The 26,945-nt window shown below is 40.9% G+C and carries 27 protein-coding genes and 1 pseudogene; 20 read left to right on the plus strand and 8 right to left on the minus strand.

Annotated features, from left to right (window positions below):
• Positions 1-628: 628 nt before the first annotated feature.
• Both B5771_RS00245 and B5771_RS00255 read left to right on the plus strand, forming a co-directional pair.
• Complete coding sequence (locus tag B5771_RS00245; protein WP_172408103.1) at positions 629-5,182, plus strand: Calx-beta domain-containing protein; 4,554 nt, start codon at positions 629-631, stop codon at positions 5,180-5,182.
• An 800-nt stretch (positions 5,183-5,982) separates the two neighbouring features.
• Positions 5,983-6,411 (plus strand): GNAT family N-acetyltransferase, encoded by a 429-nt coding sequence (locus tag B5771_RS00255; protein WP_088185751.1) that lies wholly within the window; start codon positions 5,983-5,985, stop codon positions 6,409-6,411.
• Between the two features lie 285 nt (positions 6,412-6,696).
• Here B5771_RS00255 and B5771_RS00260 read toward each other — a convergent pair whose 3' ends face one another.
• Both B5771_RS00260 and B5771_RS00265 read right to left on the minus strand, forming a co-directional pair.
• Positions 6,697-7,515: an amidohydrolase family protein gene (locus B5771_RS00260; RefSeq protein ID WP_348982920.1), complete on the minus strand. Its 819-nt coding sequence runs from the start codon at positions 7,513-7,515 to the stop codon at positions 6,697-6,699.
• A complete protein-coding gene (locus B5771_RS00265; protein WP_088185753.1) occupies positions 7,472-7,855 on the minus strand; it encodes a MerR family transcriptional regulator in 384 nt (127 codons plus the stop codon). The genes B5771_RS00260 and B5771_RS00265 overlap by 44 nt, the downstream gene beginning before the upstream one ends.
• A 505-nt stretch (positions 7,856-8,360) precedes the next feature.
• Between B5771_RS00265 and B5771_RS00270 the strand changes: the two genes are divergently transcribed.
• From B5771_RS00270 to B5771_RS00320, 10 genes are all read left to right on the plus strand, one after another.
• Positions 8,361-8,804, plus strand: a complete 444-nt coding sequence (locus B5771_RS00270) for a PPC domain-containing DNA-binding protein (RefSeq protein ID WP_088185754.1) — start codon at positions 8,361-8,363, stop codon at positions 8,802-8,804.
• Between the two features lie 83 nt (positions 8,805-8,887).
• Complete coding sequence (locus B5771_RS00275) at positions 8,888-9,340, plus strand: VOC family protein (RefSeq protein WP_088185755.1); 453 nt, start codon at positions 8,888-8,890, stop codon at positions 9,338-9,340.
• A 228-nt stretch (positions 9,341-9,568) separates the two neighbouring features.
• Positions 9,569-10,000: a GNAT family N-acetyltransferase gene (locus B5771_RS00280; protein ID WP_242966682.1), complete on the plus strand. Its 432-nt coding sequence runs from the start codon at positions 9,569-9,571 to the stop codon at positions 9,998-10,000.
• A 167-nt stretch (positions 10,001-10,167) separates the two neighbouring features.
• Positions 10,168-10,788 carry a hypothetical protein gene (locus B5771_RS00285; protein ID WP_242966683.1) on the plus strand — a complete coding sequence of 207 codons (621 nt, stop codon included), beginning with the start codon at positions 10,168-10,170 and terminating at the stop codon, positions 10,786-10,788.
• 180 nt (positions 10,789-10,968) lie between these two features.
• Positions 10,969-11,394: a GNAT family N-acetyltransferase gene (locus tag B5771_RS00290; protein ID WP_088185757.1), complete on the plus strand. Its 426-nt coding sequence runs from the start codon at positions 10,969-10,971 to the stop codon at positions 11,392-11,394.
• A gap of 1,552 nt (positions 11,395-12,946) precedes the next feature.
• The gene (locus B5771_RS00300) at positions 12,947-13,402 is read left to right on the plus strand and encodes an Lrp/AsnC family transcriptional regulator (RefSeq protein WP_088185759.1); all 456 of its coding nucleotides are present in this window, start codon (positions 12,947-12,949) and stop codon (positions 13,400-13,402) included.
• A gap of 37 nt (positions 13,403-13,439) precedes the next feature.
• Positions 13,440-14,042 carry a LysE family transporter gene (locus tag B5771_RS00305; RefSeq protein ID WP_088185760.1) on the plus strand — a complete coding sequence of 201 codons (603 nt, stop codon included), beginning with the start codon at positions 13,440-13,442 and terminating at the stop codon, positions 14,040-14,042.
• A 500-nt stretch (positions 14,043-14,542) separates the two neighbouring features.
• Positions 14,543-14,821: a transcriptional regulator gene (locus tag B5771_RS00310; protein WP_348982921.1), complete on the plus strand. Its 279-nt coding sequence runs from the start codon at positions 14,543-14,545 to the stop codon at positions 14,819-14,821.
• A 90-nt stretch (positions 14,822-14,911) separates the two neighbouring features.
• Positions 14,912-15,100: a hypothetical protein gene (locus B5771_RS00315; RefSeq protein ID WP_088185761.1), complete on the plus strand. Its 189-nt coding sequence runs from the start codon at positions 14,912-14,914 to the stop codon at positions 15,098-15,100.
• Positions 15,101-15,678: 578 nt separating this feature from the next.
• The gene (locus tag B5771_RS00320) at positions 15,679-16,272 is read left to right on the plus strand and encodes a class I SAM-dependent methyltransferase (protein ID WP_172408104.1); all 594 of its coding nucleotides are present in this window, start codon (positions 15,679-15,681) and stop codon (positions 16,270-16,272) included.
• A 245-nt stretch (positions 16,273-16,517) separates the two neighbouring features.
• Here B5771_RS00320 and B5771_RS00325 read toward each other — a convergent pair whose 3' ends face one another.
• Positions 16,518-16,898, minus strand: coding sequence for a MerR family transcriptional regulator (locus tag B5771_RS00325; protein WP_088185763.1), 381 nt, complete (start codon positions 16,896-16,898; stop codon positions 16,518-16,520).
• A 90-nt stretch (positions 16,899-16,988) separates the two neighbouring features.
• On the opposite strand from B5771_RS00325, the gene B5771_RS00330 reads away from it, so the two are divergent.
• Complete coding sequence (locus B5771_RS00330; RefSeq protein WP_088185764.1) at positions 16,989-17,375, plus strand: carboxymuconolactone decarboxylase family protein; 387 nt, start codon at positions 16,989-16,991, stop codon at positions 17,373-17,375.
• Positions 17,376-17,524: 149 nt separating this feature from the next.
• Positions 17,525-17,680, plus strand: a complete 156-nt coding sequence (locus B5771_RS00335; RefSeq protein WP_207652662.1) for a hypothetical protein — start codon at positions 17,525-17,527, stop codon at positions 17,678-17,680.
• Between the two features lie 238 nt (positions 17,681-17,918).
• On the opposite strand, the gene B5771_RS00340 is transcribed toward B5771_RS00335, so the two are convergent.
• Together B5771_RS00340 and B5771_RS00350 are read right to left on the minus strand one after the other, a co-directional pair.
• Positions 17,919-18,806 carry an NAD(P)H-binding protein gene (locus B5771_RS00340; RefSeq protein WP_088185765.1) on the minus strand — a complete coding sequence of 296 codons (888 nt, stop codon included), beginning with the start codon at positions 18,804-18,806 and terminating at the stop codon, positions 17,919-17,921.
• A gap of 272 nt (positions 18,807-19,078) precedes the next feature.
• Positions 19,079-19,912: an SDR family oxidoreductase gene (locus B5771_RS00350; protein WP_088185766.1), complete on the minus strand. Its 834-nt coding sequence runs from the start codon at positions 19,910-19,912 to the stop codon at positions 19,079-19,081.
• A gap of 103 nt (positions 19,913-20,015) precedes the next feature.
• Between B5771_RS00350 and B5771_RS00355 the strand changes: the two genes are divergently transcribed.
• Together B5771_RS00355 and B5771_RS00360 are read left to right on the plus strand one after the other, a co-directional pair.
• On the plus strand, positions 20,016-20,435 hold the full coding sequence (locus B5771_RS00355) for a MerR family transcriptional regulator (protein ID WP_088185767.1): 420 nt from the start codon (positions 20,016-20,018) through the stop codon (positions 20,433-20,435).
• Between the two features lie 120 nt (positions 20,436-20,555).
• The gene (locus B5771_RS00360) at positions 20,556-20,945 is read left to right on the plus strand and encodes a hypothetical protein (protein WP_088185768.1); all 390 of its coding nucleotides are present in this window, start codon (positions 20,556-20,558) and stop codon (positions 20,943-20,945) included.
• A 246-nt stretch (positions 20,946-21,191) separates the two neighbouring features.
• On the opposite strand, the gene B5771_RS24955 is transcribed toward B5771_RS00360, so the two are convergent.
• Together B5771_RS24955 and B5771_RS00365 are read right to left on the minus strand one after the other, a co-directional pair.
• Complete coding sequence (locus tag B5771_RS24955; protein WP_282433302.1) at positions 21,192-21,314, minus strand: hypothetical protein; 123 nt, start codon at positions 21,312-21,314, stop codon at positions 21,192-21,194.
• Between the two features lie 58 nt (positions 21,315-21,372).
• Positions 21,373-22,011 carry a CatB-related O-acetyltransferase gene (locus B5771_RS00365; protein ID WP_088185769.1) on the minus strand — a complete coding sequence of 213 codons (639 nt, stop codon included), beginning with the start codon at positions 22,009-22,011 and terminating at the stop codon, positions 21,373-21,375.
• A 496-nt stretch (positions 22,012-22,507) separates the two neighbouring features.
• On the opposite strand from B5771_RS00365, the gene B5771_RS00370 reads away from it, so the two are divergent.
• The 4 genes from B5771_RS00370 to B5771_RS00385 all read left to right on the plus strand — a co-directional run bounded on the left by B5771_RS00370 (position 22,508) and on the right by B5771_RS00385 (position 26,030).
• Positions 22,508-22,945, plus strand: coding sequence for a hypothetical protein (locus B5771_RS00370; RefSeq protein ID WP_172408105.1), 438 nt, complete (start codon positions 22,508-22,510; stop codon positions 22,943-22,945).
• 323 nt (positions 22,946-23,268) lie between these two features.
• The gene (locus B5771_RS00375) at positions 23,269-23,823 is read left to right on the plus strand and encodes a GNAT family N-acetyltransferase (protein ID WP_242966684.1); all 555 of its coding nucleotides are present in this window, start codon (positions 23,269-23,271) and stop codon (positions 23,821-23,823) included.
• Between the two features lie 224 nt (positions 23,824-24,047).
• A complete protein-coding gene (locus B5771_RS00380; protein WP_088185772.1) occupies positions 24,048-25,463 on the plus strand; it encodes a diguanylate cyclase in 1,416 nt (471 codons plus the stop codon).
• A gap of 219 nt (positions 25,464-25,682) precedes the next feature.
• Complete coding sequence (locus B5771_RS00385) at positions 25,683-26,030, plus strand: DsrE family protein (RefSeq protein WP_088185773.1); 348 nt, start codon at positions 25,683-25,685, stop codon at positions 26,028-26,030.
• A gap of 160 nt (positions 26,031-26,190) precedes the next feature.
• Here B5771_RS00385 and B5771_RS00390 read toward each other — a convergent pair.
• Positions 26,191-26,486: pseudogene (locus B5771_RS00390) on the minus strand (zinc-ribbon domain containing protein).
• Positions 26,487-26,945: the final 459 nt, after the last annotated feature.

Consider the following 26,945-nt stretch of genomic DNA (forward strand, 5'->3'; position numbering starts at 1 on the left):
CAAAAGAATCTAAAAAAACATATAAAAACCTCACCCCGGGGCGATTTTTTTTTTGTAAGCACTTCGGTACAATTGACTAAAAACTACACAACCTGCTATTTTTTCTCTTTTTTATCATATTAGATAAGATAATAAGCTAAAATGGTACATGTTTTGTAGCGGACACTCTCACCACTCAAGCTTCAACCTCGATAATCAGGGGCAATAATGTGGCTGTGGCAAGCAGTCGCCCGTCTCAGGCATTCAGTTTGAGTCAAGGCAGCAATATAATAATTATTCAGGTTACAACCGAAGGAGGCGGTGCTCCAACATCCTATACGTTCCTAGAATGTTAGACGCTTTAAAAATAACATCAAATCCTTAATGAAGATACGGGGATGGAACGGGAAGCAGACTAAATGGGTGAGCAAGCTGTTCATATAAAGGGTGAGGATGACAGAAGGATGGCACAGGCTGTGTTGAATACTGATAGGATGTGAAAAAAATGGCCAACCGAAATAGATAAGATAAAAAATACCCAATTTAAATCTAAATGAACTATTAAATATGCCAATATGAAGAATATATTATCTTTAGATTATGAAACAAGAATACTCGTTTCGAAATGCTGGAAAAGAGGGTTTACAAAATGCCGGAATTTAATAAAACGCTTTGGGCAAGGGGTTTAAGAGTGTTTATAATTATGGCAGCGGCGATAATGATGATTTTCGTCGGTGTTGGGTCTGGTTTTGTTGTGACAAAAGCAGAAGCCGCAACCTCAGATGTTACCGTTATTTACAATCAGGCCCAGCTCGCCGCCATTGCGAACAATCCTAGCGGCAACTATGAACTTGGCTGCGACATTAACCTTAGCGGTTCATGGACGCCCATCGGTACTCCCACAGGCTATATAGGTCCAGATGACGGTCATTTTTATATGCAAGCAGGAGGTTTCAGCGGCACTTTTAACGGAAACGGTCACAAAATCACCGGTTTATCCGTCAATGTCAATGCTTATACGGCGGGGCTGTTTGGTTCTTTGAACAACGCGACTATCGAGAATTTATCCGTCAGCGGTAGTGTCACAAACACACATACTAGCATTATACAGGATCAAAATTCCCTACAGCAATGCACTGGCTTTGCCGGAGGAATTGCCGGTTACGCTTGTTCTAGCACGTTCAAAAACTGTTCCTCCAATGTTTCGGTGACTGGAGATACCTTTTCGACGTCAATTTTCGGAGGTCTTTTAGGGTTGGGTTATCACTGCACCGTCAAAAACTGCTGTGCAACAGGGAACGTGACTGACGCATCTATGATAGGAAGTGACTATTATATCCCACATTCCATATGCGGCGGCCTTATCGGCTTCATGTCAGGAACTGTTTATAACTGCTATGCGACCGGCACATTGCTGTATGATGCTAATTGTAATAGTGCCGTTTTTGTCGGCGGGCTGATCGGGCAGGCTGGTCCCTTTTACGAAGATGGTCTTGAAGTAAATACATCGATTGACAAATGCTATACGCTCAACCCTGGCACCGGCATTCCTCTGGTCGGCTATTCGAATCAATATGCCACTATATCATCCAATTGCACTACATATACCTCTGCTTCTGATCTTAAAACTTCCACGTTTGTCGACCTCCTTAACAGCGGAGTTAGTTCTTCTTCCGATACCTCTCTTATGCCTTGGTCCCCGGACATTAATAACATAAATAACGGCTATCCTATTTTTACATCACTTGCCGTGGCAAATGGTATTGCCTGGCAATCATCAGGCAGTTTCATAGCCAAATGGAATGCAGTTACAGGGGCAGCCGGTTATATCGTGAAGCTTTACAAATCCGGCACAGCGACAGCAGTGGATACGGAAACGGTTGCCGCAAATCAATTAAACTATGATTTTACAAACAAGGTAACGACGAGCGGAAGTTATACCTTTACGGTAACTGCAGAGGGCAATGGCACAACTGCATGGGACAGCCCGGAATCTTCGGCAAGTACGGCAAACACTTATGTAGTGCCATTGGCGGCTCCGACGGTTGCCTGGGGTACGACCGTTCCCGGTGAAGCAACCTGGACTGCTGTAACAGGCGCCAGCGGCTACACCGTGAGCCTTTACAAATCCGGCACAACGGGAGCGTTGGATACGGAATCAGTTGCTTCAGGAACGACAGACTATGATTTTACGGGTAAGATAACGTCAAGTGGGACCTATACCTTTACAGTTATTGCCAAGGGCAATAATTCAACAACGTCAAACAGTGCAGTGTCTAATCAAAGCGCGGGGTATACCTATACACCGGTTCCTACAGATAAAACCCTTGTCAGTATCTCAGCGCCGACTGCAATCACGAATCTTCCCAACAGCACGGCGAAAACCGTTACCGCCCTTGGCTTACCGTCATCGGTAACGCTGAGTACCGACAATGGCGATGTCAGCGCAATTGTCATGTGGGATGTCGATTCATGTTCTTATGATGCATCATCGACTAGTGCGCAGACCTTTACGGTCAGCGGCACAGTAACATTACCGACAGGCGTGGTAAATACGAATAACATTCCGCTGACCACCAGCATCAGTGTATCGATCAATGCAGCAACTCCGGTTTCTCCAACCATAATCAGCATCACAACCCCGACAGGTATTACCGGGGTAGCCAACGGCACAGCGAAAACAGCGACGGCCCTGGGCTTGCCAAGCACTGTGACGATGGTGACGGATCAAGGAAGTGTAACGGCAGATGTAACCTGGGATGTAAACTCTTGCAGCTATGACGCATCTTCGAGCAATGCGCAGACCTTCACAGTCAGCGGTACAGTAACTATACCGACAGGCGTGGTAAATACGAATAACATTCCGCTGACCACCAGTATTAGTGTATCGATCAATGCAGCAACTCCGGTTTCTTCAACCTTAATCAGCATCACAACCCCGACAGCTATTACCGGGGTAGCCAATGGCACAGCGAAAACAACGACGGCCTTGGGCTTGCCAAGTACAGTGACGATGGTGACGGATCAAGGAAGCGTAACGGCGAATGTAACCTGGGATATAGACGATAGCAGTTATGACGTATCATCAACCAGTGCTCAGACCATCACAGTCAGCGGCACAGTAACTATACCGACAGGCGTGGTAAATACGAATAACATTCCGCTGACCACCAGTATTAGTGTATCGGTCAATGCAGCAACTCCGGTTTCTCCAACCTTAATCAGCATCACAACCTCGTCAGCTATTACCGGGGTAGCCAACGGCACAGCGAAAACAGCGACGGCCCTGGGCTTGCCAAGCACAGTGACGATGGTGACGGATCAAGGAAACGTAACGGCGGATGTAACCTGGGATGTTAACGATTGCAGCTATGACGTATCATCGACCAGTGCGCAGACCTTCATGGTCAGCGGCAATGCAGCCCTCCCGACAGGCGTGGTAAATACGAATAACATTCCGCTGACCACCAGCATCAGTGTATCGGTGAACGCTGGCTCATCCACCAACATTATATCGGCTCCGACTCTACAAAGTGCGGTTACAGATAATTCCGGCGTGCAGATTCTCCTCAACTTTAGCAAAGATATGACTAATCCTGGAAGTTTCGCCGGAGCTTTTAACATAAGTGTTAACAGGAGTGGCCAATCATTATCGGAAAATGTTACACAAGCAAAACTGGGAAGTGATAGTGCTCAAATCATTCTTAGCTTATCTAAACCGCTCTTGTCAGGTGATAGTATTTCAGTCAGTTATACTCCCGGAACTTTAACAAGCGCCGACGGCGGAATCTTAGGTGGATTTTGCAATCAAGCGGTAACGAATCAAGCGCCGCAGCCTTTACCGATCAGTGCTGGACAAGTGGCAGTTACTGTTAGCTCTGGGCAGACCAATCTTGCCTTAACGCCGGATACGGTCAGCAATGCCGGAAGCAATCCAATTAGCATCACAGTTCCGGCTGGGGTAAATGATACAACACTCAATGTGGCTAATCTGATCCAATCAGCCAGTCCCGATGGAAACGTGACAACAACCACCATGCCAGCCATCAACATCTCGGCAGCCGTTGATCTGAACTCAGCCAACAGTACGCCGGTTACTGTTCAAGTGCAGATACCTCAAGGTACAACGATCAGCGCTCCGGCAGGCTGGGATGGAACGATTAATATGCCCACCGTCCAAGCCGCAAATAGTGTCACAGTCACACCGAGCAGCGGAACCACAGCTACGGTTGACTCTGTGATCGAAGTCGGCGATGGCAATGTGCCTTTAACGTTCAGTCATGCAGTAAGAATCCTGATACCTGGACAGGCTGGTAAACTCGTTGGCTATGTGCGCAGTGGAGTATTTACACCGATCACTACAGTGTTGAGTGCGGATACCCAAAGCACAGCTGATCAAACATTAGCAGGTCAAGACGCTGACGGCTATATCAGTGTCGGACCGGATTTGGTGGTTTGGACGAAGCATTTTACCAAGTTTGTCACTTATAGCGCAACATATACTCCGCCCCCCGTCTGGACCTGGTACCCAGGTGAGTTGCAGTTCAGCCAGTCTTCCTACAGTGTTGATGAAAACGCCGGGACAGCTACGATTACCGTCAATCGTCTTTATGGCAGTGACGGGACGGTCACAGTTCACTTCAGTACAAGCGATAACACTGCAACAGCTGGAGAAGACTATACCGCAACAAGCGGGGAGTTAAGCTTTGGCTATGGAGAAATAAGTAAGACCTTTACCATTCCGATCACCAATGACAATATCTTGGAAAATGATGAGACAGTGAATCTAACGTTAAGCGGCCCCACAGGCGGAGCTTATCTGGGAAGTCAAGCCACATCAACACTCACAATTCAAGACACGACTTTGCCGGATGAGAAGCAATATGCCTTATTTCCTGTAAGTGGTATTGCTGGCGGAGTATCTACCGATAAGATGTGGAAGATTGTCATCAATAGGGAAGTGGATCCGAAAAGTGTGGATCAAGCAAGTGTTTTTATCTGCAATAGCAAAACAGGTAAACGGATACCTGTGAGTTATGAATTTGCCAATGATCCGACGACGAATTATACTACTTTGACCATTAAACCTATGCAGTTGTATGTCATAGGACAAAATTATAGTCTGTATATAACTACAGGAGTAAAAATGATCGATAGTTCTTTTCTTAAACAGGGCTTGAGAGTTCCCTTCACTGTAAAATAATTTAAGATTGATAAAATCAGCCGATGGGATTGAACAAAATCTTATCGGCTGATTTATTGTGTGTTTGCTAAACCGACAAATCGCGCGCTCGCGGCACGTTGAGTGCGTGGTAAGTTTGAAAACACTAACATTTTGAAAGTCGCTTGTACCAGGGGATTCAGGGTTGGGAAATATATGTAATAGGCTAAAAATGTTAAGAATGTGTTAAGTCTGCGTTAAGTCTGCGTTAAGTCTGCGTTAAGTCTGCGTGCATGGGAACATATTTAATGTAAATATTAAGTTTTAGAGGTAAAAAAATATACTAAATTAATATGCAAAGTGTCAAGGGAGCATAAATTCTTCTCAAATTTCTTGTTGCCGAACATTGCCGAAAGTACCTATAGTGGTTTGTTACTTGGCTTACATGGTAACAATTATCAAATACCTGTAACAGGGATAAGTGTTCTCAATCCAAAAGATGTGTTGAAAAACATGATATCCGAGCTGACAGAGCAAACAGCGGACTATATGGGAATTGATATACAGGTGTCGCGAGAAGACATTGTTTGCTTTGATGAGTATATAGGTCTCGCGGTTATACGCGGCCTACCGCCGAAATGATCGAGGCAGTCAAATTACTGGCCAAAACAGAAGGTGTTTTGCTAGATCCCACTTATACGGGGAAGGCTATGGCTGGGTGGCGCACTTGGTTTGTACGCCAAGAGTTCATTGTTTGTATAGTGGGTATGAATCATCATGTTGTGTGAAGCAGTTTCGTGGCCGTACTCTATAATTGAAACAAGGAAGGCGAAAATATAATCATGATAATTAGAGATTCGATACCCGAAGATTTTACTGATGTTATATTACTTTTTCGTCAACTTTGGCCAGGTAAGGAATTGAGTGAAAGTGATTTAATGGTTGTTTTCTATCGTGGTTTACAACAAGAATATGATGAGTATCTTTCTGTAGAATATAACGAGAAAGTAATTGGTTTTTGCGCTTTTGCAATTGTTAATAACTTTTGGCAGGAAGGACAAATTGCATATGTATATGCGATGATAGTAGATGAATCTTTTCGAGGAAAAGGAATTGGTACAGAGATACTCAAGAAGGCATTTGATAAAGCGAAATTAAGAGGTTGTAAAAAGATTGAGTTAGATTCAGGTTTTCCACGAGAAAAAGCTCATAAATTTTACGAGAAAATAGGTTTTGAAAAGAGGGCTTATTTATTTTCTAGGGATTTATAATGAATTCAATAACCATATGCGGCTTTGCCGCTATGTAATAATTTCGAAAGTTAATTGCCCTCGCACACCAGCTCGCGCCCCGCTAAGCCCAAGAAGAAATAGCCGCCTGGATAAAGGTTAGCTGTTGCGGGATGCCCTTACCTATCCAAAGTCGCTCACAGACCGGAAAGTTGGAGGTAATGCCTCATATTGTTCCATCGTGATGGGGTGAATGAGATTGGTGCTGGGAATTCGCCTCAACAGGTTCCGAACAAGGTGGAATTTCCTTCGGTGATATAGAAATACTTATAGCTTGAGTAACTCTGATATATTTTCACCCAATACTCGATCACGAATGTAATTATCGGCGGCAACCCTTTCGATAGTATTTCTGGCTAATACTGGATCGCCATAAGGTGCATCCGAACTGAAAAGTGTACGATCAGGTAATTCCTTAATCGCAAATGAAACGGCAATTGTTGCAAACGTTGCTGATAAGTCTAAGTAAAGGCTAGGATTTTCTTTAGCTAGTTTTATGGTGTCTAGCCAGTTTGTGCCACCAAGATGACCCAAAATAACAGGAATGCGCGGGTACTTCCTTGATAGCTTATTAATATCTTTAATATCGTCTAAAGTTAAAGGTGCAAATGTGTGAATCCATAATGGCAGGTTATTAAATGCTGTTGCTGCTGAAAAAATTGGGTCTAACTGGCGCACTTGTCCAGGGGTTAGCGTGAATTCACCAAGACCACGAAAATTATTCGTAATTACATTTTCCTTGATCCATTCGGCAGTTGACCCTTCAGATAAACCCAACGGAACCGTTCCAAAACCAATAAACTTATTGGGGTATTCTTTAATAACACTTAATTGTTCTTTAAGTGCTTGGAATCTAGCCGCTTGAGCATTACGATTACCATTAAGAATTTCTGAAAGAGTATATATTTCTCTTGCAAATGATTCCGTGTCAGTAGCGGTTTCAGGGTGAATCGTTGTACAAAATAGTATCACTAGGTCAAGTCCAGCCTTGGTCATTATTTTCAGTTGTTTCTCATTTGGTAGTAAAACGTGTTGGTGACTATCAATTATCATTATTTCTGTCCTTTCTTGCATTTGTATTTTCAAAGATTGATATTCCTTGTTGCAGGCGTGATTTTAACATTTCTAGTAACTCTATTTGCTTATTTACTTCCGTCAGTTTAGCATGATAAAGCTTATACGCTTTCTCACAAAGTGGTTGTTCATTAGGCCAATTGATTGGACATTCAATTACTCGTTCGATTTTGTCTGTATTTAACCCAAGCCCTAAATAAAGTTGGATAGTTTTAACTCGATGCACAGCTAATTCATCGTAATCCCGATAACCATTCTCTAATCGTCGTGACTGGAGAAGATTTTTGCTTTCATAGTAACGTAGGGAGCGAACACTTACACCAGTTTTCTTTGATAAAGTACTTATATTCAAAGTAATCCTCCTACTTTTTTGTATACCTAATTATAAAGTATGACATCAGTGTTAGGGTCAAGGAGTTTTTTCTAAAGTATATTTTTTGATCTATAACTGACGATATTCTCTCTCGTGCCCTCGCTGACCTCAAGAAGAAATAACCGCTGTAATAAGGCTTAGGCAGCAGTCAAAGTAGACTAAAACCCCCCACCCACGAAAAACCAAATAATCTAACGGCTTTGCGAATCCAGGGCGTGTTGCTCTGGATTTTTACAATTTGTCGAGGTACAGTGGTATAATTAGGAAAGAAGAGCGGTTAGAACTGGCCCGGACGCTAATTCCGTCAATTGGCGGACAACTCAAAGTGGCAATATTTCGTCCAGGATAGCGGGGATAGTTATTTAGCTGAGGAGCGTTGGACAAAGTAATCCAAACACGTAATTCTGCAGGATGTCCCCATCTATCCAAAGGTGCTCACTGAAACTGAAAGCTTGGATCGAATTAAACGAAAGAAGGAGAAGTTGTGAAATATTCAGAGGCAAATCTCGGAAGGATTTTTATTCTGAGATTGGAACACGGAGATAGAATACCAGATATAATTGAGGCTTTCGCGAGAACACACCAAGTTGGCTCAGCAATTGTACATTTTCTCGGCGGTGCAGATATTAAAAGCAAAGTTGTGGTAGGGCCCGAGGATGGTACTGCTGCAAAACCAATCCCAATGGTTACAGAACTGCTGGGCACAAGCGAGGCAGTTGGAATTGGAACTATATTTACTAACGAAGAAAATATTCCAAAACTGCATTTACATTCCGCTTTTGGACGAAATAGAGACTCTGTCACTGGTTGCACGAGGGAAGGTGTAGCAATCTGGCATATTGGTGAAGTGATTATTTTTGAATTAGCCAATTCAACAGCAAGGAGAAAAATAGATCCGGAGACCGGTTTTGAACTTTTGGAGTTATAACAGCCCTATTACTAACCGAGAGTTCCGCGGGGCGGAGTCACCGAAGGTGGCACTTCTAGTCGGGACAAAATGGAGGGAAAGAAATGAGTATCAAATATGCCCATACAAACATCGTTGCTAAGGATTGGAGAAAACTATCGGAATTCTATATAAATGTCTTTGAGTGTAAGCCACAATACCCTGAAAGAGATCTTTCCGGTGACTGGATAGATAGTCTAACTAATATTCCTAACGTAAAAGTAAAGGGTATCCATTTGAGTTTACCAGGTTATGGTGACGGTCCGACATTAGAAGTATTTGGCTATGAACCGGACAATTTAAGAAACACTGAACCAAAAATAAATTTACAAGGATTTGGACATATAGCCTTTCATGTTGATGAAGTAGAAGTAGTAGTACAGAAATTGGTTGAACATGGCGGCAAAATACTAGGTCAAATTATTAAGAAAGATTATGAAGGGATTGGATTACTAACTGCCGCTTATGCACAAGACCCTGAAGGGAATTTCATAGAAATTCAGAACTGGAGTAAATAGGAAAATGCTCATTTTGACCACATTCCCGATACTCTTGTCATCACTTGCACTCCAGCTAACCCACAACATTCAAATCCTCTCCGTCGATAAACCCCAGCAACCAGTCAACCAACCAAACTCCTTCAATCCCGCAGGATGTGGTTGCCTGGTGGATAACCGAACCGGAAAGCCGGAGGGAGGCGTTACATCGAGTCTAATTTCTCACCGAAGGTAGCCCTTTACAATGATTTGTTGTCGTGGTGGAGGACCGAGAAGAATTTAATTGACAAACAAGATATTTTAGGCTATGCGTACGCTTCTAAGCATCGTGAACGTGTTGCCTATAGATGGTCGGTCGACGTTTCTATCTATGTCAGGAATGAATGTAGAGGAAAGAAAATTGGTAAGGCGTTATATACATTATTGCTTTCCCTCTTAAAGCTCCAAGGTTATTTCAATGCTTATGCAGGGATATGTTTACCTAATGAATCAAGCGTTGGAATTCACGAGTATTTTGGTTTTAAGAAGATAGCCCAATATAATAAAGCAGGATACAAATTTGGACAATGGCATAATGTAGGGTGGTGGGAGTTGTTTCTTAAACAGCATTCATCTGAACCCACCGAACCAATTCAATTGAGCATGGTTGAACAATACAAGATACTTGAGGCACTAGATTAACATGACCATCGATTGTGTTAAATAACCGCACTGGGATCGTTGGAGATACGGTGATCGAGCGGGTTAATACATTAAGTTCCACCCATTGGAGGTATCTTTATGTATCTTAAAATAGATGATTTATTCGGGCCACAAGTCGAATTTATGAAAGGAAGAGGGTAATTATATTGAAAACATCGCCAATGCGTATTTCATTTCATACTCCAACCGATCATTACTGCGAGGATTTGATCCCTGTTGATGAGCAAATTTGTGAATTGTTAGCTAAGCGTAAAGAATTATCAAATAATAATCCAGGATTTCCGCATCAAGATTTGATCTCAGAATGGAGCCAAAAGTTCGGTCTTAATGAGGCTTGGCTACAAAGGATCTTTTCAGCATATATGATAGGCGAGGAACATTTTTTACCCCTCATAGAACCGACTGGGTTTTTGAAATTCGTTCCAATTTTAAAATCAGTGGAAATTGACAACATGTCGTATGCAGTGACCTATATGAAACAATACACCAATGCCAGCATAGTGTGCGTCGAAACTGAGGTCAATACATCGGAACCATTTGTCAGGTTAGGCCATGCTAGCTTTGAATTGTTCATTTCACCTGAATATCGTTGTAGGCAAGATGGTGGGTGTGGGTCAAGAAGGGGGATGCAGCATTCTTTTGTAGTAACACCATCTTTACCTGATGATATTAGTGGTGTGGAATTTCAATTAACGATTAAACCTTTTCATGAGAACCTCGAATATCAAGTGGTACATTTTAAAGAAACAACCGTTACGATTAAGTAAGGGACACCATTACCGGTTCTTTCTGTACTCCCAGCACTCGTTCCTAGCTACCCTCTTAACCCCAAATCCCTTCATTCCCGCAGGATGGGATGTGGTTGCTTGGTGGATACCGGGGAAAGGTGGTCGAAGGGATTGGTTGGATGGGAGAGCACAGATAAATTAGGATTGGAATGATTTTATTTGGGAATAAGAAGAGCTAAAGTAGATGATTGGAAAAGAGTCAAGCAGCTTTTGGAACAGTTAGATTATCCAGAAAGTGGTTTGTTTTTGGAAACTAAAATTAAAACTATGCTTGGCGATCCCAATGAAGAACTATTGGTTTATGAGCTTGAAGCCGAGGTAGTGGCTGTAATGTCGCTTCACTTTATTCCCCAATTGGCGCTAGAAGGAGATTTTGCAAGGATAAGCTATTTTGCTGTTGATAAAATAGCCAGAGATAAGGGGATTGGACGTGAAATTGAAGAGTATTGCACTCAGCTTGCGAAAGATAGAAAGTGCGATAGATTGGAAGTACATTGTCATTCAAGAAGAGTGGATGCCCATAGATTTTATTTTCGCCAAGGATATGTAGAATCTCCTAAGTATTTAATTAAAATGTTGGTTTAGATGAATCTTATCAACCAAGGTGGGGTCTGCGGAGTTGGGTTTGAACATCAAACAACGTTTGCCAGCAATTAAAAAAGCTTCCCGAGCTTTAAGCCAGGGAAGACTATTTCAGCAGCAGTTTAGATACTCCTGTGGTCTTTAAGGTAACAAATAGAGATGGACAACTCTTTTTAGAAGATAAAATGGAATATCTAGGTCAAAATGATGTACCTCAAGAATATAATAAAGTTTAATAATATCAAAAGAAAAATTCCATTACACAAAAACATTTACATACCCTTAGTTTTATTTCTTCCTTCACCATCGATCACAAAATCATCCCACCGCTCCCAGCTAACGTCATGAAGAAATAGCCGCCTGTATAAAGCCTAACCGCTAAGAAAGATGCTCACGGATGTTAGGTATAGGTGGCGCGAGGGGTACAAGTGACTAAGTCACAACTTTAAAAAATATATTGTCCTTTCATCGATGTTTGTCTCAGCAGCATAAGATAATGAATGAAGTTATAGACACTCTTCTGATGAAAGGAGATTATAAAATTGGATATCCGATGTAAGATTTGCGGAATCGTCAAAAAGATTGACATGATACATAAGGATTTTAAGCCAATTAGTAAGAATCGTAATTTTCCATATATATGTGATTTCTGTGCTAGAAAAATCCAGTTCGAATTACAAAATATCAATACTATTTATAAACCTGGCTCTTAACCCAAAGCTGCTTTTAAACTAATACCCCTACGCCACCGCGCGCCCCGCTAACCTCAACACCCCTGGAGAGTTGGGTGTATTATAGATTCATTTTCTGAACCACACCTACACCATAAACCGGCGGTATTCCGGTACATCCATTGATATTACTGGCATGAATGATCTCATTCAAAAGTGTACCAAATTCGGAGTTTTTTCTTCTGTCAGACCTCCCTTTCTGTTAAAGTCAGTAGAGAAGAGAGGGTGTAATGAGGAAAAACTACTTAAAGAATCATGAGTTTAGTCAACTGTTTCCCTGAGGAACTAAGCTGCCTCAGATAGATGCCATCGAGATGCACTTGAAGTCATAGATTTGGAGGGGCTAAAACAAATCAATCAAGACATTATAAAAAAGGCGGTCGAAAATAAGGTCTTTGAAATGTACTATTGATGGATATGTGGTGGCTGTGATTGATGGAACAAAGTTTTTGGGGAGCAATAAGATCCATAGTTTCCATAGTGGGGCTGTCATATCAACAGTAGGTAAAAGTCCCAAACTGGTGCTTGGGCCCCCAGGATGGGATGTTGTTGCCTGGTGGATGTGGGGGGAAGTGTGGGAGAATTAGGATTGGTTTTTAGGAAAAGGGTGGTTGCGACTGCTAACCAAAGGAATACTGGCGACTTAGATGTATAATAGATGGTGCAAGATAAGATATAAATTGGGATTGAGGCATTGCTGACTTACAAAGGGATTTTTTTAAGACAGACGTTAATACACGCTCTGTCTTTTTTGCTGATATCATTTGTTTAACATTTGAATCGTATGTATAATATATAAATAAACTAGCAAAGGAGTGAAAAGTATGGTTAATACATTGGATATGAAATTAATTGATCGTCTTATGCGATTTGCTCGCTCAACATGGGCAGAATTAGGGGGGCTAGTAGACCTATCTGCTCCTGCAGCAGCAGAAAGAGTTCATAAGTTAGAGGAGCGTGGAATAATTAAAGGCTATTCCGCAATTATTGATCCAGAATCTGTCGGGTTGGGATTGGCAGCCCTGATTTCGGTTTGTTTGGAAAGACCGGAGTATAGAAAGAATTTCTTGGAAAAAGTTAATAGCCTACCTGAGATCCGCGAATGTCATCATGTTGCTGGAGACGAAGATTATGTTATTAAGGTGATTTGTAAAGATACTCGTGATCTAGAACGATTAGTAAGTGAAGAAATTAAGGCTGTGAACGGTATTACGAAAACTAAAACAACAATTATCCTTTCAACCGTAAAGGATACTCCAATCTTACCAATTAATACATGATATAGAGGCCAAAGTAACAATAGAGGGAAGATTGAAATTGCTTTTTAAAGGTTTTAAATTTGGAATGATACTACAATTAGCAATTGGGCCAGTCTGCCTATTTATATTTAAAATGGGAGGAAATAAAGGCTTTCTACTTGCTGAACTAGGTGTTGCAGGTGCCGCCTTGATAGACGCACTTTACATATTTCTTGCAACTGCAGGAATTACATCATTTATAGAAAAAGAAAGAGTTAAGAAAGTATTCAAAGTAATTGGAGCGATAATAGTTGGAATGTTTGGATTGCAGACCATATTCGGTGGAATGGGTTTAGGAAAATTGTCTAATCTTAAGCTGATGGGATCAGGCAATTCATTTGTAGAGGGATTATTATTAACTGCCTCAAACCCATTAACCATCTTATTTTGGACAGGTTTGTTTTCTGCTAAATTGGTTGACGAAAAACTCACGAGAAAAGAAATCTATATGTTTGGTCTAGGCTCTGTTCTATCAACTATATTGTTTCTATCAATTATCGCATTTATTGGAAGTGTCACACGACAATTTTTACCATCCGAAATCATATCAATATTAAATTTAGTAGTAGGTATCATATTAATTTATTTTGCCTTTAGAATGATTATTAAGAGTAACTATTAAAGAAGGATTGAACTTTTGTGCCCAGCAGGTTCGTGAGACTTACTCCCCACCCACGAAAAACCAAATAATTTAAAAGGCTTTGCGAATCCAGGGCGTGTTGCTCTGGATTTTTACAATTTGTTGAGGTACAGTGGTATAATTAGGAAAGAGAGCGGTAAGAACCAGCCCGGACACCAATTCTGTTAGTTGGCGGACAACTCAGGAATCTTGTTGAACATATGTATCAAACTGTGTAATAAGAATTATTTATATTCTAAGACTTGCTTTAGAAAATGTGCAAATTTGATTATGAAGGGACATTGAAAATGGCTGAGAAGATATTCAATGGCAATGTTTATGATAATGATTGTTATCTATTGACTGCACTAAAATACTACTCCAAATGAGCATAATTTTTCGTTTAATTAGTACGCATCATTTTGATGTTATGCATTAGAATGGAACTCTAGCCCTGTTTCGGACAGAGCAACTCACCTTCGTAAAGCGAACAGATTTTGAATGTGGGCGCGATCAGATATAAGAAAATGTTTGGAGAGTATATGGTTTATGTGAATGAGAAACCATTACTTCTGGTTTGTGACAATACTGTTTTTGTAAAAATGCTTGACCCTATCAGTGAAACGATGAAAGATGCTGAGAAGGGTTTTCCATATGATGGAGCAAAGGAACATTATATATTGGACATAGATAATTTCGAATTTAGTAAAGAGATCATAACAATATTAGAGCCGTTAATTTCGCTTCCAAAGACCAAGAAGAAAAAGAAGAATAATCCATAGCACAGAAATAAGAATCCCCAACAGCCAATGTTGCTGGATGTTGTTAAAAAAGTATGGACTATGCTTCTATAATTATTAAAGGAGAAACTAATGATTAAATCAAAAGGTAAAGTTGTATCAATTGCGATGATGGTCATAGCAACGGCAGTTATAATTTTGGCTATTTGGACAGAAAACATGAGCAGATCTAGACGACCTTTTATTGTTTTGGGTTACTTGATCCTAATGACGGTTGCAATGCTTATTTCTAGAAAGAGCGTTAACTTTAAGAAGAGATAACCGCCTACCTATTAAACCCCAGCCGCCAGTCAACCTACCGAACTCCTTCAATCCCGCAGGATGGATGTTGTTGCCTGGTGGATAACTGAACCGGAAAGCTGGAGGAATGCGTTGGATGGGATGGGCTTACCTAGTGGATATGGGAAAGGCGGGTGGGGGATAGGTTGGTGTAAGGGGGTAGTGGGCAACTAGCTGTGTGAATTAATACTAATCTGGACTCCAAAGTGAAATTGAAGGAGGTAGTATCGATGTTCCTTTTCCCAGCTTTTATATCCCCGTTAGAATTTGGAATTATATCACCGATTGTTGTAATTCCCCAATCTGCACTACATTACCCTGCACTCCCACTAACCTCATATAGAAATAGCCGCCTGGTTTAAACCCCCAGCTACCAGTCAACCACAGGACTCCTTCAATCCTGTAGGATGGATGCCTTTACCTATCGGATAACGAACCGGAAAGCTGAAAGCAGGGGGAAGGGTTGGATGGGGAGTCTGCTAAAAAGTCACTTTCGAAGGTAGATGGGATGCTGGTCGAGAGAATATTTGAAATCTTAAGTGATGCAATGGAGGTTCAATTTGGATTCACAAAACAAACCTGAGGTAGCAAAATTCTTCAACGATAGAGCAAAAGACTGGAATAGTAATATCCGGCCAAAGAATTACGAAATTGCTCGAAAAATGTTAAATAAGTTGGGTGTCGGAAAAGGGGATACTGTCTTAGACATTGCAGCAGGGACAGGAATTTTATGGTCCTTTCTAAAGGAAAGAGGACTTAAAAGATACGTTGCAATAGATATTTCTGACAAGATGGTCGAACAATTTGTAGATTTGTATCCTTGCGCAGATGTAAGATGTCTTAATTTTGAGACAGATGTTATTTTAGAAACTCAGTTCGATTATGTTATTATTTTTAATAGCATCCCGCATTTCGATAATTTAGGAAGTGTTTTTCGGAATGCGTATGAAAACTTAAATAGTGGCGGAAAATTCTCAATTTCCCACAGTACAACGAGGGAAGAGCTAAAAGAGCATCATAGAAAAATAGGTTACACAACAGAAAATGATCCCATCCCTTCTAATGAGACCTTATATTTATTGAGTAAAGAGTATGGGTTTAAAAACATAATAATTGAAAATAGTGAGTATTTCTTTTTCAGCGGCATAAAGTAAGTAACTCCTTGAACGGTCTGTATTTGAACGACTTCAAGTAAGTATATTCCAGCCACTGGTCAACCCCCGAACTCCTTTAATCCCGCAGGATTGATGTCCTTACCTATCGGATAACCGAGCCGGGAAGGTGGAGGGATGTGGGATGTTTCACATGGAGTCATTAATATGATTCCCGAAGGGAGGCCTCTTCCGATGCCTTGGTGGGCGTCAGTGGTGAGGGAGTACTGGATGACATTAATTACTATTTACAATATTTGCTCACTTGGTATCTGAGCTATTTTACCTTTATAGATACTAATTTTTTCATCTAAGTGCTCAAGATTGGATTCCCATTTTGCTTTTTCCTCTAGTACAAATTTACGGTGTTGTTCCAGAATATGTAATCGTTCAGGTATAGTAGAATCGCCTTTATAACGAAGGAATGCATACTTTTTCATCTCCTTAATAGGCATCCCTGTATCTTTTAATCTTTTTATGAAAAGAATCCAACTAAGATCGGCATCTGTATAGCGGCGTCTTCCCACAGTGTCTCGCTCGACAAGAATAAGTTGCTCTTTTTCATAGTAACGTAATGTATCAATGCTTAAGCTTATTATTTTTGAAAATTCTCCAATAGAATAACTCATTTCAAATCTCCTAATAAAAACTTTTACTTGACCTGGAGTTATCTCCAGGTTTTATTATCTTATTATACTAAAAATTAGGAGATGGAAACAGTGGAAAATAATCGTTATGATCAAGGTGTGAAGAAGCTTGCTGAGATTGATGGAACAGCAGGTGAAAATGTCATTGCATCCTTACAAAATGTTGCTCCGGATCTAGGAAAATATATTATCGAATTTGCGTTTGGTGATATTTATTGTAGGTGTGGATTGAATCTGCAAGAAAGAGAGATGGTAACCATAACTAGTTTGCTTACTGCAGGAGGATGTGAACCACAATTGGAAGTGCATATTAACGGGGCGTTAAATGTTGGAATTTCACCGAAAAAAGTAGTTGAGACTTTTTTACAATGTATCCCCTATACTGGATTTCCAAAAGTGCTTAACGCCATAACTGTCGCAAAAAAGGTTTTCGCTGATCGAGAAATAATATTGAAATAATGCTTCAGTAAATGTTGCGTTGCATAAATAAACCAAGGTGTGTAAAATTACATGCTTTGGTTTATGCGAGCAGCGTGGCAATATTGATGGGGCTGGTTAGATAGAATGAGCAAAGTATATCTTACAAAGTTTTAAATCGGAGTGAAAGCATGTTTAAATATAAAATTGGTATGGACTGTATTGATTGGCAACAACTCTTTCAAATTTATGAAGAAGTTGGATTAGTTGCTGGCTACGGAAAAAAGAAGGACTACGACAAGATTCGTAAGGCTTTTGAACAAAGCTTTAAAGTAGTAACTGCATGACTCTTGGAGTCATAATTTTTGTAAACTATTTTTGTCGGAAGGTGAGAAGATTACTAGAAGGCGAGCCGCGGTTTCAAAAGACGGGGCAAACTCCGATTGGATCGTGCTCGATTGTTCAGCGGACGATCGATATAACAGATAAAGCAAATTAAATTTGTATCAAAATTAAATCTACTAAAAAATAGAAACGCACCGAGGTGCGTTTTCTTATTTCAGATTAAACAGTCTCCCAAACTGTTTAAACTGATTTTTTATATGTTTCTGCAAAAACTTTCGCAAAATCTTCGAGTTTAACTTTGCCGAGATGGTAATCCGTGGCGCGGAGGCTTGCATAGAATTCGTCAGTGTTTTCTCCAGCGCGGTTCATTTGAACGAAGCGGTTGGCAGTGTCCTCGTGCATGCCAATTTTTTTCATGTTTGCAGCAAGGGCTTCGGCAGGGATTTGTTGGTATTTGGCTTCGATGCCGTTTTCAGCAAGAGCCTTGAGCCAATCGTTGCCTGTGCCCCAGTCGCTTACGACGAATTTCGCGCTTCTACCCGCTGGGGTGTGGGAAATCAGGGCGTAAGCGACGTCCGCGATATCAACAGGGCTGACCCAACCGCGCGTGATGTCAGCTGAAACTGTGCTGAAGATGGTTTGCTGGGTTTTGAGGTTTTGCATGTCGGCAAAAAGGTTATTGTAAAAGCCAACAGGGCGGATGTGAGCAATGTTCACGTCTTCAAGCGAGTTGAGCGCGTCTTCCATAAAATGATACATGTAAAGGATGCCAGCTTTGGGGTTATCAGCGCCGATCGAGCTGAGATTGACGACGTTTTTCACGCCGGAGTTTTGCACAGCGGTCTTGTAATTTTCAGAAAGCTCGATGGAGGCCTGCCACATGTCAGTGCCTGACGTCGGGTTGATACCTGTAATCATGAGATAAACGACGTCGCTGCCTTTGAATGTTTCGGTGAGGAAGTTGACGTTGCGGTTTGAACCGACAGCGGCTTTAGCTCCGAGGGCATGGATAGCGTCGACTCGGTCTTGCGCGCTTGTGATGACAGTGACGTCGTGGCCGTCGGCGATGAGGCGTGGAAGATAGTTACGATTGATATTGCCAAGTGAACCCAGAACTGTGATTTTCATTGTATATTTCAACCTTCTTTTTGATAGAATAATGTCACAAACTGACATTGAGATTACTATACACTTCCTCAATTTTGTTGTCAAGAAAAATGTCATAAACTGACGATTGAGTTCTGTATAATTTAAGCAATAGGAATGAGGAAAAATGAAAAGTAAAGAGAAGCTACAGGTGGATCAAATTATTCAAAGCAACCCTGATTTGCAGGAACGGGAGTTATCAAAAAGGCAGGTACTAATTGAGTCTGTCACAAACGCTTTACTACTACTTCTCATTAATTTTTGAAGTAGTGACCTTGTTCAAGATCCGCGATTAGCCCGGGTTGTATAGGCCGCCACTCCAAGAGTTCCTGAGTCAGTACGCTTGACCTTGGAATGTCGAGCGCAGCAATGGCGGAGAAGCCAAGAAAGCTGAAATGGGATTCTGCTTCTTCGCGTGAAATGCTGACCAATGGCACGTTCAGGTGCCGACTGATAACGCCGGCGATGTCGCGGAATGGTATCCCTTCGTCTCCGACTCCGTCCAGTCGTGACCCTGCGGGAGCTTTTTCCAGCGCCAAGAGGAACAGGTGCGCTGCATCGAGGCGATGTATAGCCGGCCACCGGTTGCATCCGTCGCCGATGTAGGCAGAGATGCCTTTGTCACGAGCTATCTTGATAAGTCTGGGCACGAAGCCCGTGTCGCCCTCGCCGTGCACCGAAGGTGAAAGATGCACGATAGATGTCCGTACCCCGTGTTCAGCGAGGGCGAACATTGCATTATCCGATGCCGTTCCGTTGAAATGACCGGTGGCCACGAAGGGCTTGCCAGAGCCTTTAAGCACAGCCCCTATCGTTTCTATGACGAGTAGATCGGTTGCGAGCGAGCCAGCGAAGTCTGAGGAATGTTTAAACGCCAGGTGGATAACACCATCCGCAGCAGCAGCGCCGCTACGAAGATTGTCGAGGTCGTCAAGATCGCCTCGAAGTACCTCGACTCCAGTTTCTTTCAGGCTTGCGGCGCCATTGTCTGAGTGGGTAAGTCCGATGACTTTATGACCGGCATTGATGAGATTGTGGACGATGATGGAACCGACGTGGCCTGATGCTCCTGTTACGAAAACACGCATAATGATTTCTCCCTTAATCTGTTGAGTTGTATTATTACTTGAACAATTGCATTATAAACTATAGAGTTAACTGTAGGGATAGTCATATAGGGGAGTGATTTTCATGAAGATACAAGAGTTAGCTGAAAAATCGGGTTTAACGGTCTATACAATCCGTTTTTATGAAAAGGAAGGTTTATTAGACAGTCGGCACGTCCAGAGAGAAGAAAATAACTATCGTAACTATTCAGACGAGGCACTCGAACGTCTGAAACTGGTAAAGAAGTTTCAAGGGGTGGGGTGTTCGCTAGCCGAACTGAAGGAAATCTTGTGGGACCATGATACAAATACACGTACCAATCAACAAGTCATTGAATGGGTTCGCCAAAAGATGAGCGAGATCGAACGTAAGAAAAACGAATTGGATCAAATGCTTTTAACTCTTAACTGGATGTCGGAATACAGGATGGCATTGATGAATAACCCAGAAAAGGTAACCCCTTTCTCAAAGCTCCGACCTTCAGGAAATGTGCCAGCAGTTTAGCCTCTACCACAATTAAACCATTGACCTTGCTGGTAATATTACAGATTTCAGAAGTGTATCAAATTCGGACTTTTTCCCTCTCTCGCTTCCTGCTAAAAACAGATTGGAAGAGAGGATGAAATGCGAAAGAACTACATTGTAAAATTGGTAAACTACATGAAGAATGTTTATCAGATTGATCGTGGTCTGAATAAACTGTCTGACAGAAGAGTTAACCCAACTTACAGCACGGGTCAAGTAATTTTACCTGTATTTTTTGGCTTCTTACTTAGGATAAAAAGCTTTAATGAACTAAATTTCATGATAAAGAATCATGAGTTTAGTAAACTGTTTCCCCGAGGAACTAAGCTGCCGCAAATTGATGCAATTAGAGATACACTGAAGGTCCTAGATCTCGAAGGACTAAAACAAGTCAATCTAAACATCGTAAAAACAGCTGTCGAGAAAAAAGTTTTCGACAATGGAACCATTGACGGATATACTGTTGCTGCGATTGATGCCTTTTATTAAAAGGGCTATATCTGCTGAAGTTTAATGCCGAAATAATTTTTAGTAGTTTATAGAGAAATAATAGTTAAAATAAGAAAGCTAATTTTGGGGTAGGGGAAGGTGTATCCTCTTTACAGCTAAATTTAGTGAATAATGTTGATATAATACATAAATAGGTCAATTCCTTAGCAATGATCGGTAGAAATCAAATGGAAGCTAAATTGCTCCCATCGGTGAAGACATAGCGAAGACAAGGAGCATTTTCAATTATGAAAATAAATAGTGAGCATTCCATTCCAGAACAGGATGACCGCCGATGCCCTTAAAAATGCCGCGCAGCAGTTTTATATGGGCGATAAAGCTGTTCGTAGTGGGGCTATTTATGCCCACACCTCCTAAAAAAGGTCGCAAAAAAGCACCCTGTTCACAGAGCGCTTCTTAAGCCGATTTATATTAAGCTATTTTGCAATGCATTGAGATTTCCATTCATGATATCAGTTAAATGCTTTTGTATCTTATCGTAAGGCCAATCCCACCATTGCAACTGCAGTAAGGATTCAACAATTTCTGAATCAAATCTTTTTCTGATTTCTTTAGCAGGAATTCCGCCTACTATTGTATACGGAGGGACATCCTTAGTAACAACTGCTCTGGTTCCGATAATTGCACCGTTACCAATATGCACTCCCTGCATAACGATGGCTTCGTATCCTATCCAGACATCATTATCAATAATGATATCACCTTTGTTATCCCACGCATCCGTAACGTTCTTCCATTCTAATCCCCATTCACTTGCGAAGATAGGAAACGGAAAGGTGGAAAGAGACTTTTGCGCATGATTAGCGCAAGTAAAAATAAACTTAGCACCACAAGCAATGGAACAAAATTTACCAATTATTAATTTTTCGTGATTTATAGGGTAATGATACAGAACATTGTTTTTTTCAAATTGTTTAGGGTCGTTAACATAATCATTATAAAAAGTGTAATCGCCTACAAGAATATTTGGGTCTTTGATTACGTTTTTTAAATAAACGGATTCATGGTCATTTCTTGGATATATTTTGTTCTCCGGAACAGTCATAGTAATTCTCCTCATTCTTAAGATATGATTTGTCGACTATTCCGGCGTTTACAATACATAGCTTCATAAAACCACCGCCTATTGAAAAAATGCTAATTTTAGTATAATACCCTTTTAAAAAATAGTAAATGATACCTTCGCCGAACCAGCCGATGATGGTACCTGCAGCAACGCCAGCCCTGGAGTGGTAGTAACTAACCTAACACCACGCTCCCAGCTACCCTCACCCCCCAAATCCCATAATCACCAACCACCCGTCAACCTAGCGACCTCCTTCAATCCTGCAGGATGGATGTCCTTTTTACCTATCCAAAGGCGCGCACCGAACTGGGAAGGTGGGGGGAGCGGCAGGTGGGGAGTTAAGTGAAAAATGAGGAAGCTTTAACAAAAATTGTTGGTGGGATACGGCAAATGGAGATAAATAAGCTAAACTGGTGGAGGAGACGATGAAAAAGAGGATTCTAATAAAGGTGAAACAACTGTCGAAGGTGCGATTGTGAAGGCAGGACGCATGGGCAAAGTGATTTATCAGGAAAACGCAAATGATGGTGTAGTTGTTTTTATAAAACGTCTTACTGGAAATACCACAACATATGATGCCAGCTACATTAAAAAGAGTTTGCTTGGGTGGAAATGGGTATTGGGAGGTGAATTTTCGGGTTACTCAGGGCAGTATTTTCAAAAAGTTTCTGGAACTCCTTTTCCTATGCTGTTTGGTGTCATTAACAATGAAAAAGTTGCAGGGGTCAAATTGACTGATTCCAAACACAAGAATCTGATAAACGCCAAAATAGTGGGAAATAACGATGACAGAATATGGTTTACATTTGTCAAAACATCTGACGGACCAGTCTTCAAGATAAATGAGCTATCTTCTTCGGGCAAAGTTCTTGATTCAAAAAGCATAGACATTCGCACAAGTACGACTTTTTAGCTTAGAATCAAGGATTTGAAACATAAAGCGAAAAAAGTATTTCGTATTCCTGTGATACCCTCAACCCAAAATCCCCGTCTCCCTATAAAGCCCTGCTACCAGTCAACCACCGGACTCCTCCAATCCTGCAGGATTGGATGTCCTTACCAATCGGAAAACCGAACAGGAAAGCCTTGAGGGATGCGTTAGGTGACAACTAACAGAGCGTTTTTGGACGCTCTTTTTACTTCTTATTGAAGGAAACGGAGGATAATCGTGGAACTACTAAGAAGGATGGGCAGAACTAAAATTTGAGATGGCATAATAGAAGGTGAAACATTATTTTGCTTAATCATATCGGTACACAAACCATCAAAACACAAAGACTAATTCTCCGAAGGTTTGAAATGGCTGACACCCAAAGCGTATTTGAAACATGGATGAGTGATCCAGAAGTTCAAAATAATTACGGTGAGAATGCGTGTGAAACCATTTCTGAAACTCAACAGATATTAGAAAAATGGATCAGCTCGTATGACAGTAACGAGTTTTACAGATGGTCAATAATTCTAAAAGAAACAAATAGAAATATCGGGCAAATTGCGTTCTATCTTATGGACAGTAAAAATCAGAGAGCCGATGTAGAATATTGCATAGGACAATCTTTCTGGCGTAATGGGTATGCGTCAGAAGCATTAAAAGCCCTAATAGAATATGCTTTCAGAAATGTTGGTATCAATCGAGTACAGGCGTTCCATAGAAGTAAAAATATTTTATCGGGCAAAGTACTGCAAAAATCCGGGATGAAATACGAAGGGACTTTAAGGCAATATTTAATCCACAAAGATGAATTTGATGACTGCATTATGTATGCTGTTATCAGGGATGATTGGTTGTAGTAGAAACCTACTCCCCTTATAGCAAATTACTTGGCCTCTACCTATGCTGACGAGGGCTTTTTTTGTGTGTGATGGGAAACTGTCATGCACGGTGTGGAGCAGGGGAAAAGGCCGACAATGATAATGTAATTTGGGATAAATGTGCATAATTCCTCATATCTTAGAATTATATGATATAATTAATCTAAATTAACTGCTTGGGGAATCGTTAGGAATTTATTTAAATGAGTTTGATCAAATCCATTAAGAAGCAAAAAATCTATTTGAAGAAATTAATCAAGGATAAGTTAACATTAGAAAAGTGCATTCAATGCAAGGGAGAAAAGTTCTTTATGGAATTGATTGCTGAACTGACTAAACGCAGAGTGATGGAAGGTGAACTGCAGGAAAAGGAAACGACGTTAAGCACCGTTTTAGACGCTGTACGTGATGCCATCGCTATCCTTGATGATTATGGAAATGTTACTTTCTGGAATGCTGCTGCGGAAAAGCTCTTCGGTTACCCCCAGGAAGAAATTTTAGGGAAGGATCTACATTTGTTGGTCGTACCGGAAGAACATCTTTATGAGACTTATAGTAAGGCTTTTAATCATTTTAAAACAACCGGAAAAGGTAATGCTATAGGGAAAATAATGGAGTTTAAAGCAAAACATAAAGATGGCCGAACGTTTGTTGTAGAGCTTTCGCTTTCGGCCATGAGGATCAAGAATACCTGGCATTCGGTGGGAATTGTTCGTGATATAACCGAACGCAAACAGGAACAGGAAGAACTTAAAAACAGTCGACAAAAATATCTAGAATTAACCGAGAATGCTCCAATTGGAATTATAAGCTGTGACTATAAGGGCAATATTATTTATGTAAATCAAATAGTTTTAGAAATACTGGGTTCTGCAAGTATTGAGGAGACAAAAAAGATCAACCTCTTAACTTTTCCTTTGCTGGTTAGGCACGGCCTTTCAAAACAACTTGAAGACTGTTTGAAAAGTAATAAGTCCGCTATGCATGAAATTAACTATGAATCTAAATGGGGGAAGAAAGTATGGTTAAGAATCCATATTAAACCACGGGAAAATAGAAATACCGTAATAGGTGCTCAAGTAATTATCGATGATATAAGTGAAAGAAAACAGCTGGAAGAGAAACTCTTCCTTTTATCTATTACTGATTCCCTGACGAGTGTATACAACCGTCGTTTTTTTATTCAGAAACTTGAAGAAGAAATAGAACGTGTAAAGCGAACGAGCCGTAAGTTTTCCGTGATAATGATGGATATAGACCACTTTAAGTGCGTCAATGACCGTTTTGGTCATAACTGTGGCGATTACGTCCTAAGGAAGATTATGTCGGAAACGATTAAGAAGATTCGAAAAATAGATACTCTTGCTCGCTGGGGTGGTGAGGAATTTATAATACTATTGCCGGAAACAACAATATATAAGGCTGTAGTTTTGGCGGAAAAACTGCGTGAACGTCTAAGTAGAATGGATATTCCGAATGTGGGCAATGTTACTGCCAGCTTCGGAGTTGCGGAGTACAATCTCGGAGATTCAGTTGATACAATAGTACAAAAGGCAGATAACTTGATGTACCAGGCTAAATCTGCAGGCAGGAATTGTGTGCGATATATTCGAGAATGAAAACAAATACTTTGTATTAGAGATATTTACCTCGAAAATAGCCTAGGATATACGACGCTGCTTGCTAACAAGGTTTATCAATTTCTGAATAATCACTCTAGAACTGATTTATAGGATTGCTGCAATTAACATGATTGTCAAGAGGGCCTTGAAATGTAGTATTGTTGTTGAATGGGCAATTTTAAACATAGTAAAGAAAAGATCAGGAGGCATGTTAGCATGAGTCAGCCTAATAAGTTGGTAGTGGTTTGGACTAACGGGGATAGGGAAGTTGCAATACGTATGGCATTTATGTATACACTAAATTCTAAACTTAAGGAATGGTGGGATGAAGTCTCACTGATAGTTTGGGGTCCATCTGCAAAACTTCTCACAGAAGACACATCGTTGCAGGAATACATTGGGAAAATTAAAGATGCAGGTGTGGACGTATTAGCCTGTAAGGCATGCGCAGATAGTTATGGGGTTTCTGAAATGTTGGAAAAGATGGGGTTAGACGTAAAATATACGGGTCAAGTGCTTACGGGTTTTTTAAAAGACGAAAATACAAGAGTTATAACTGTCTAAGCTAGATTTTACTATTGTTTTCATAATTATTGTCGTCTCACGTCACCACCCCTAGAACACCCAGCCGCCATCAAGAAGAAATAGCCTCTAGGTAAATGTTAGCGAGTTGTCATGTGGCGGGAGTAGTGCTTGGGAAGTTTTTCTGAACGATTTACCAATTCTAGCGTCGCTGTGATTGGAAACAGTCACGGCAATAGACTGGTTTGTCACCGGATGGTTGAAAAGGAACCATGGTCTCTTTTCCACATTCAGCGCAAACTGCTGGGAACATTTCTCGTTGCTGGCGACCGTATCCGCCACCATTACCACGAGTTTGTCGCTTTCGGGCTGTACGACAGGATGGGCAACGACCAGGTTCATTAGTGAATCATTTTCAGCGTAGAATTCTTGTTCATTGGCGGAAAAAACGAATTCTTGACCACAGTCTTTGCAAATAAGAGTTTTGTCTTCGAACATTAAAAAAGCATCCTTAAATTTTCTGCCCGCTGGTGTGGGATTTAATCTTCCCATATCTGTCGGTGCTATTGTCATTAACCTTCATTACAGGATTTTAATTACACGATCTTCGCTAAAGTAACTAGACCCATTTAACGAAACTCTTATTAAATATTGACTTGCAATACACACCATACAGAGCTATCATGTCCTACAACCCTGGTAACCATCGGCGATGTTATTCGTTATAGTTTAATCATGGGAAATGTTAAGTGATGATGATTAAGAGCTACCCGTCGGGTAGCTCTTCTAGTTTCAATCTATTCTAGGGATTCATTTTTTGATTCTGCTTGATTGTAAGCGGTGGAACACATACCGTGTGGTATAAAAATAGCCCCACTGTTTAATTTGAAGTGGAGCTGTTTTTAATAAAATCCTTCTCGGGCAATTTTTTTAATGTAGTTATACTGTTTCCGTATC

Source organism: Desulfosporosinus sp. FKA, from assembly GCF_002196785.1.
Taxonomy (GTDB): domain Bacteria; phylum Bacillota; class Desulfitobacteriia; order Desulfitobacteriales; family Desulfitobacteriaceae; genus Desulfosporosinus; species Desulfosporosinus acididurans.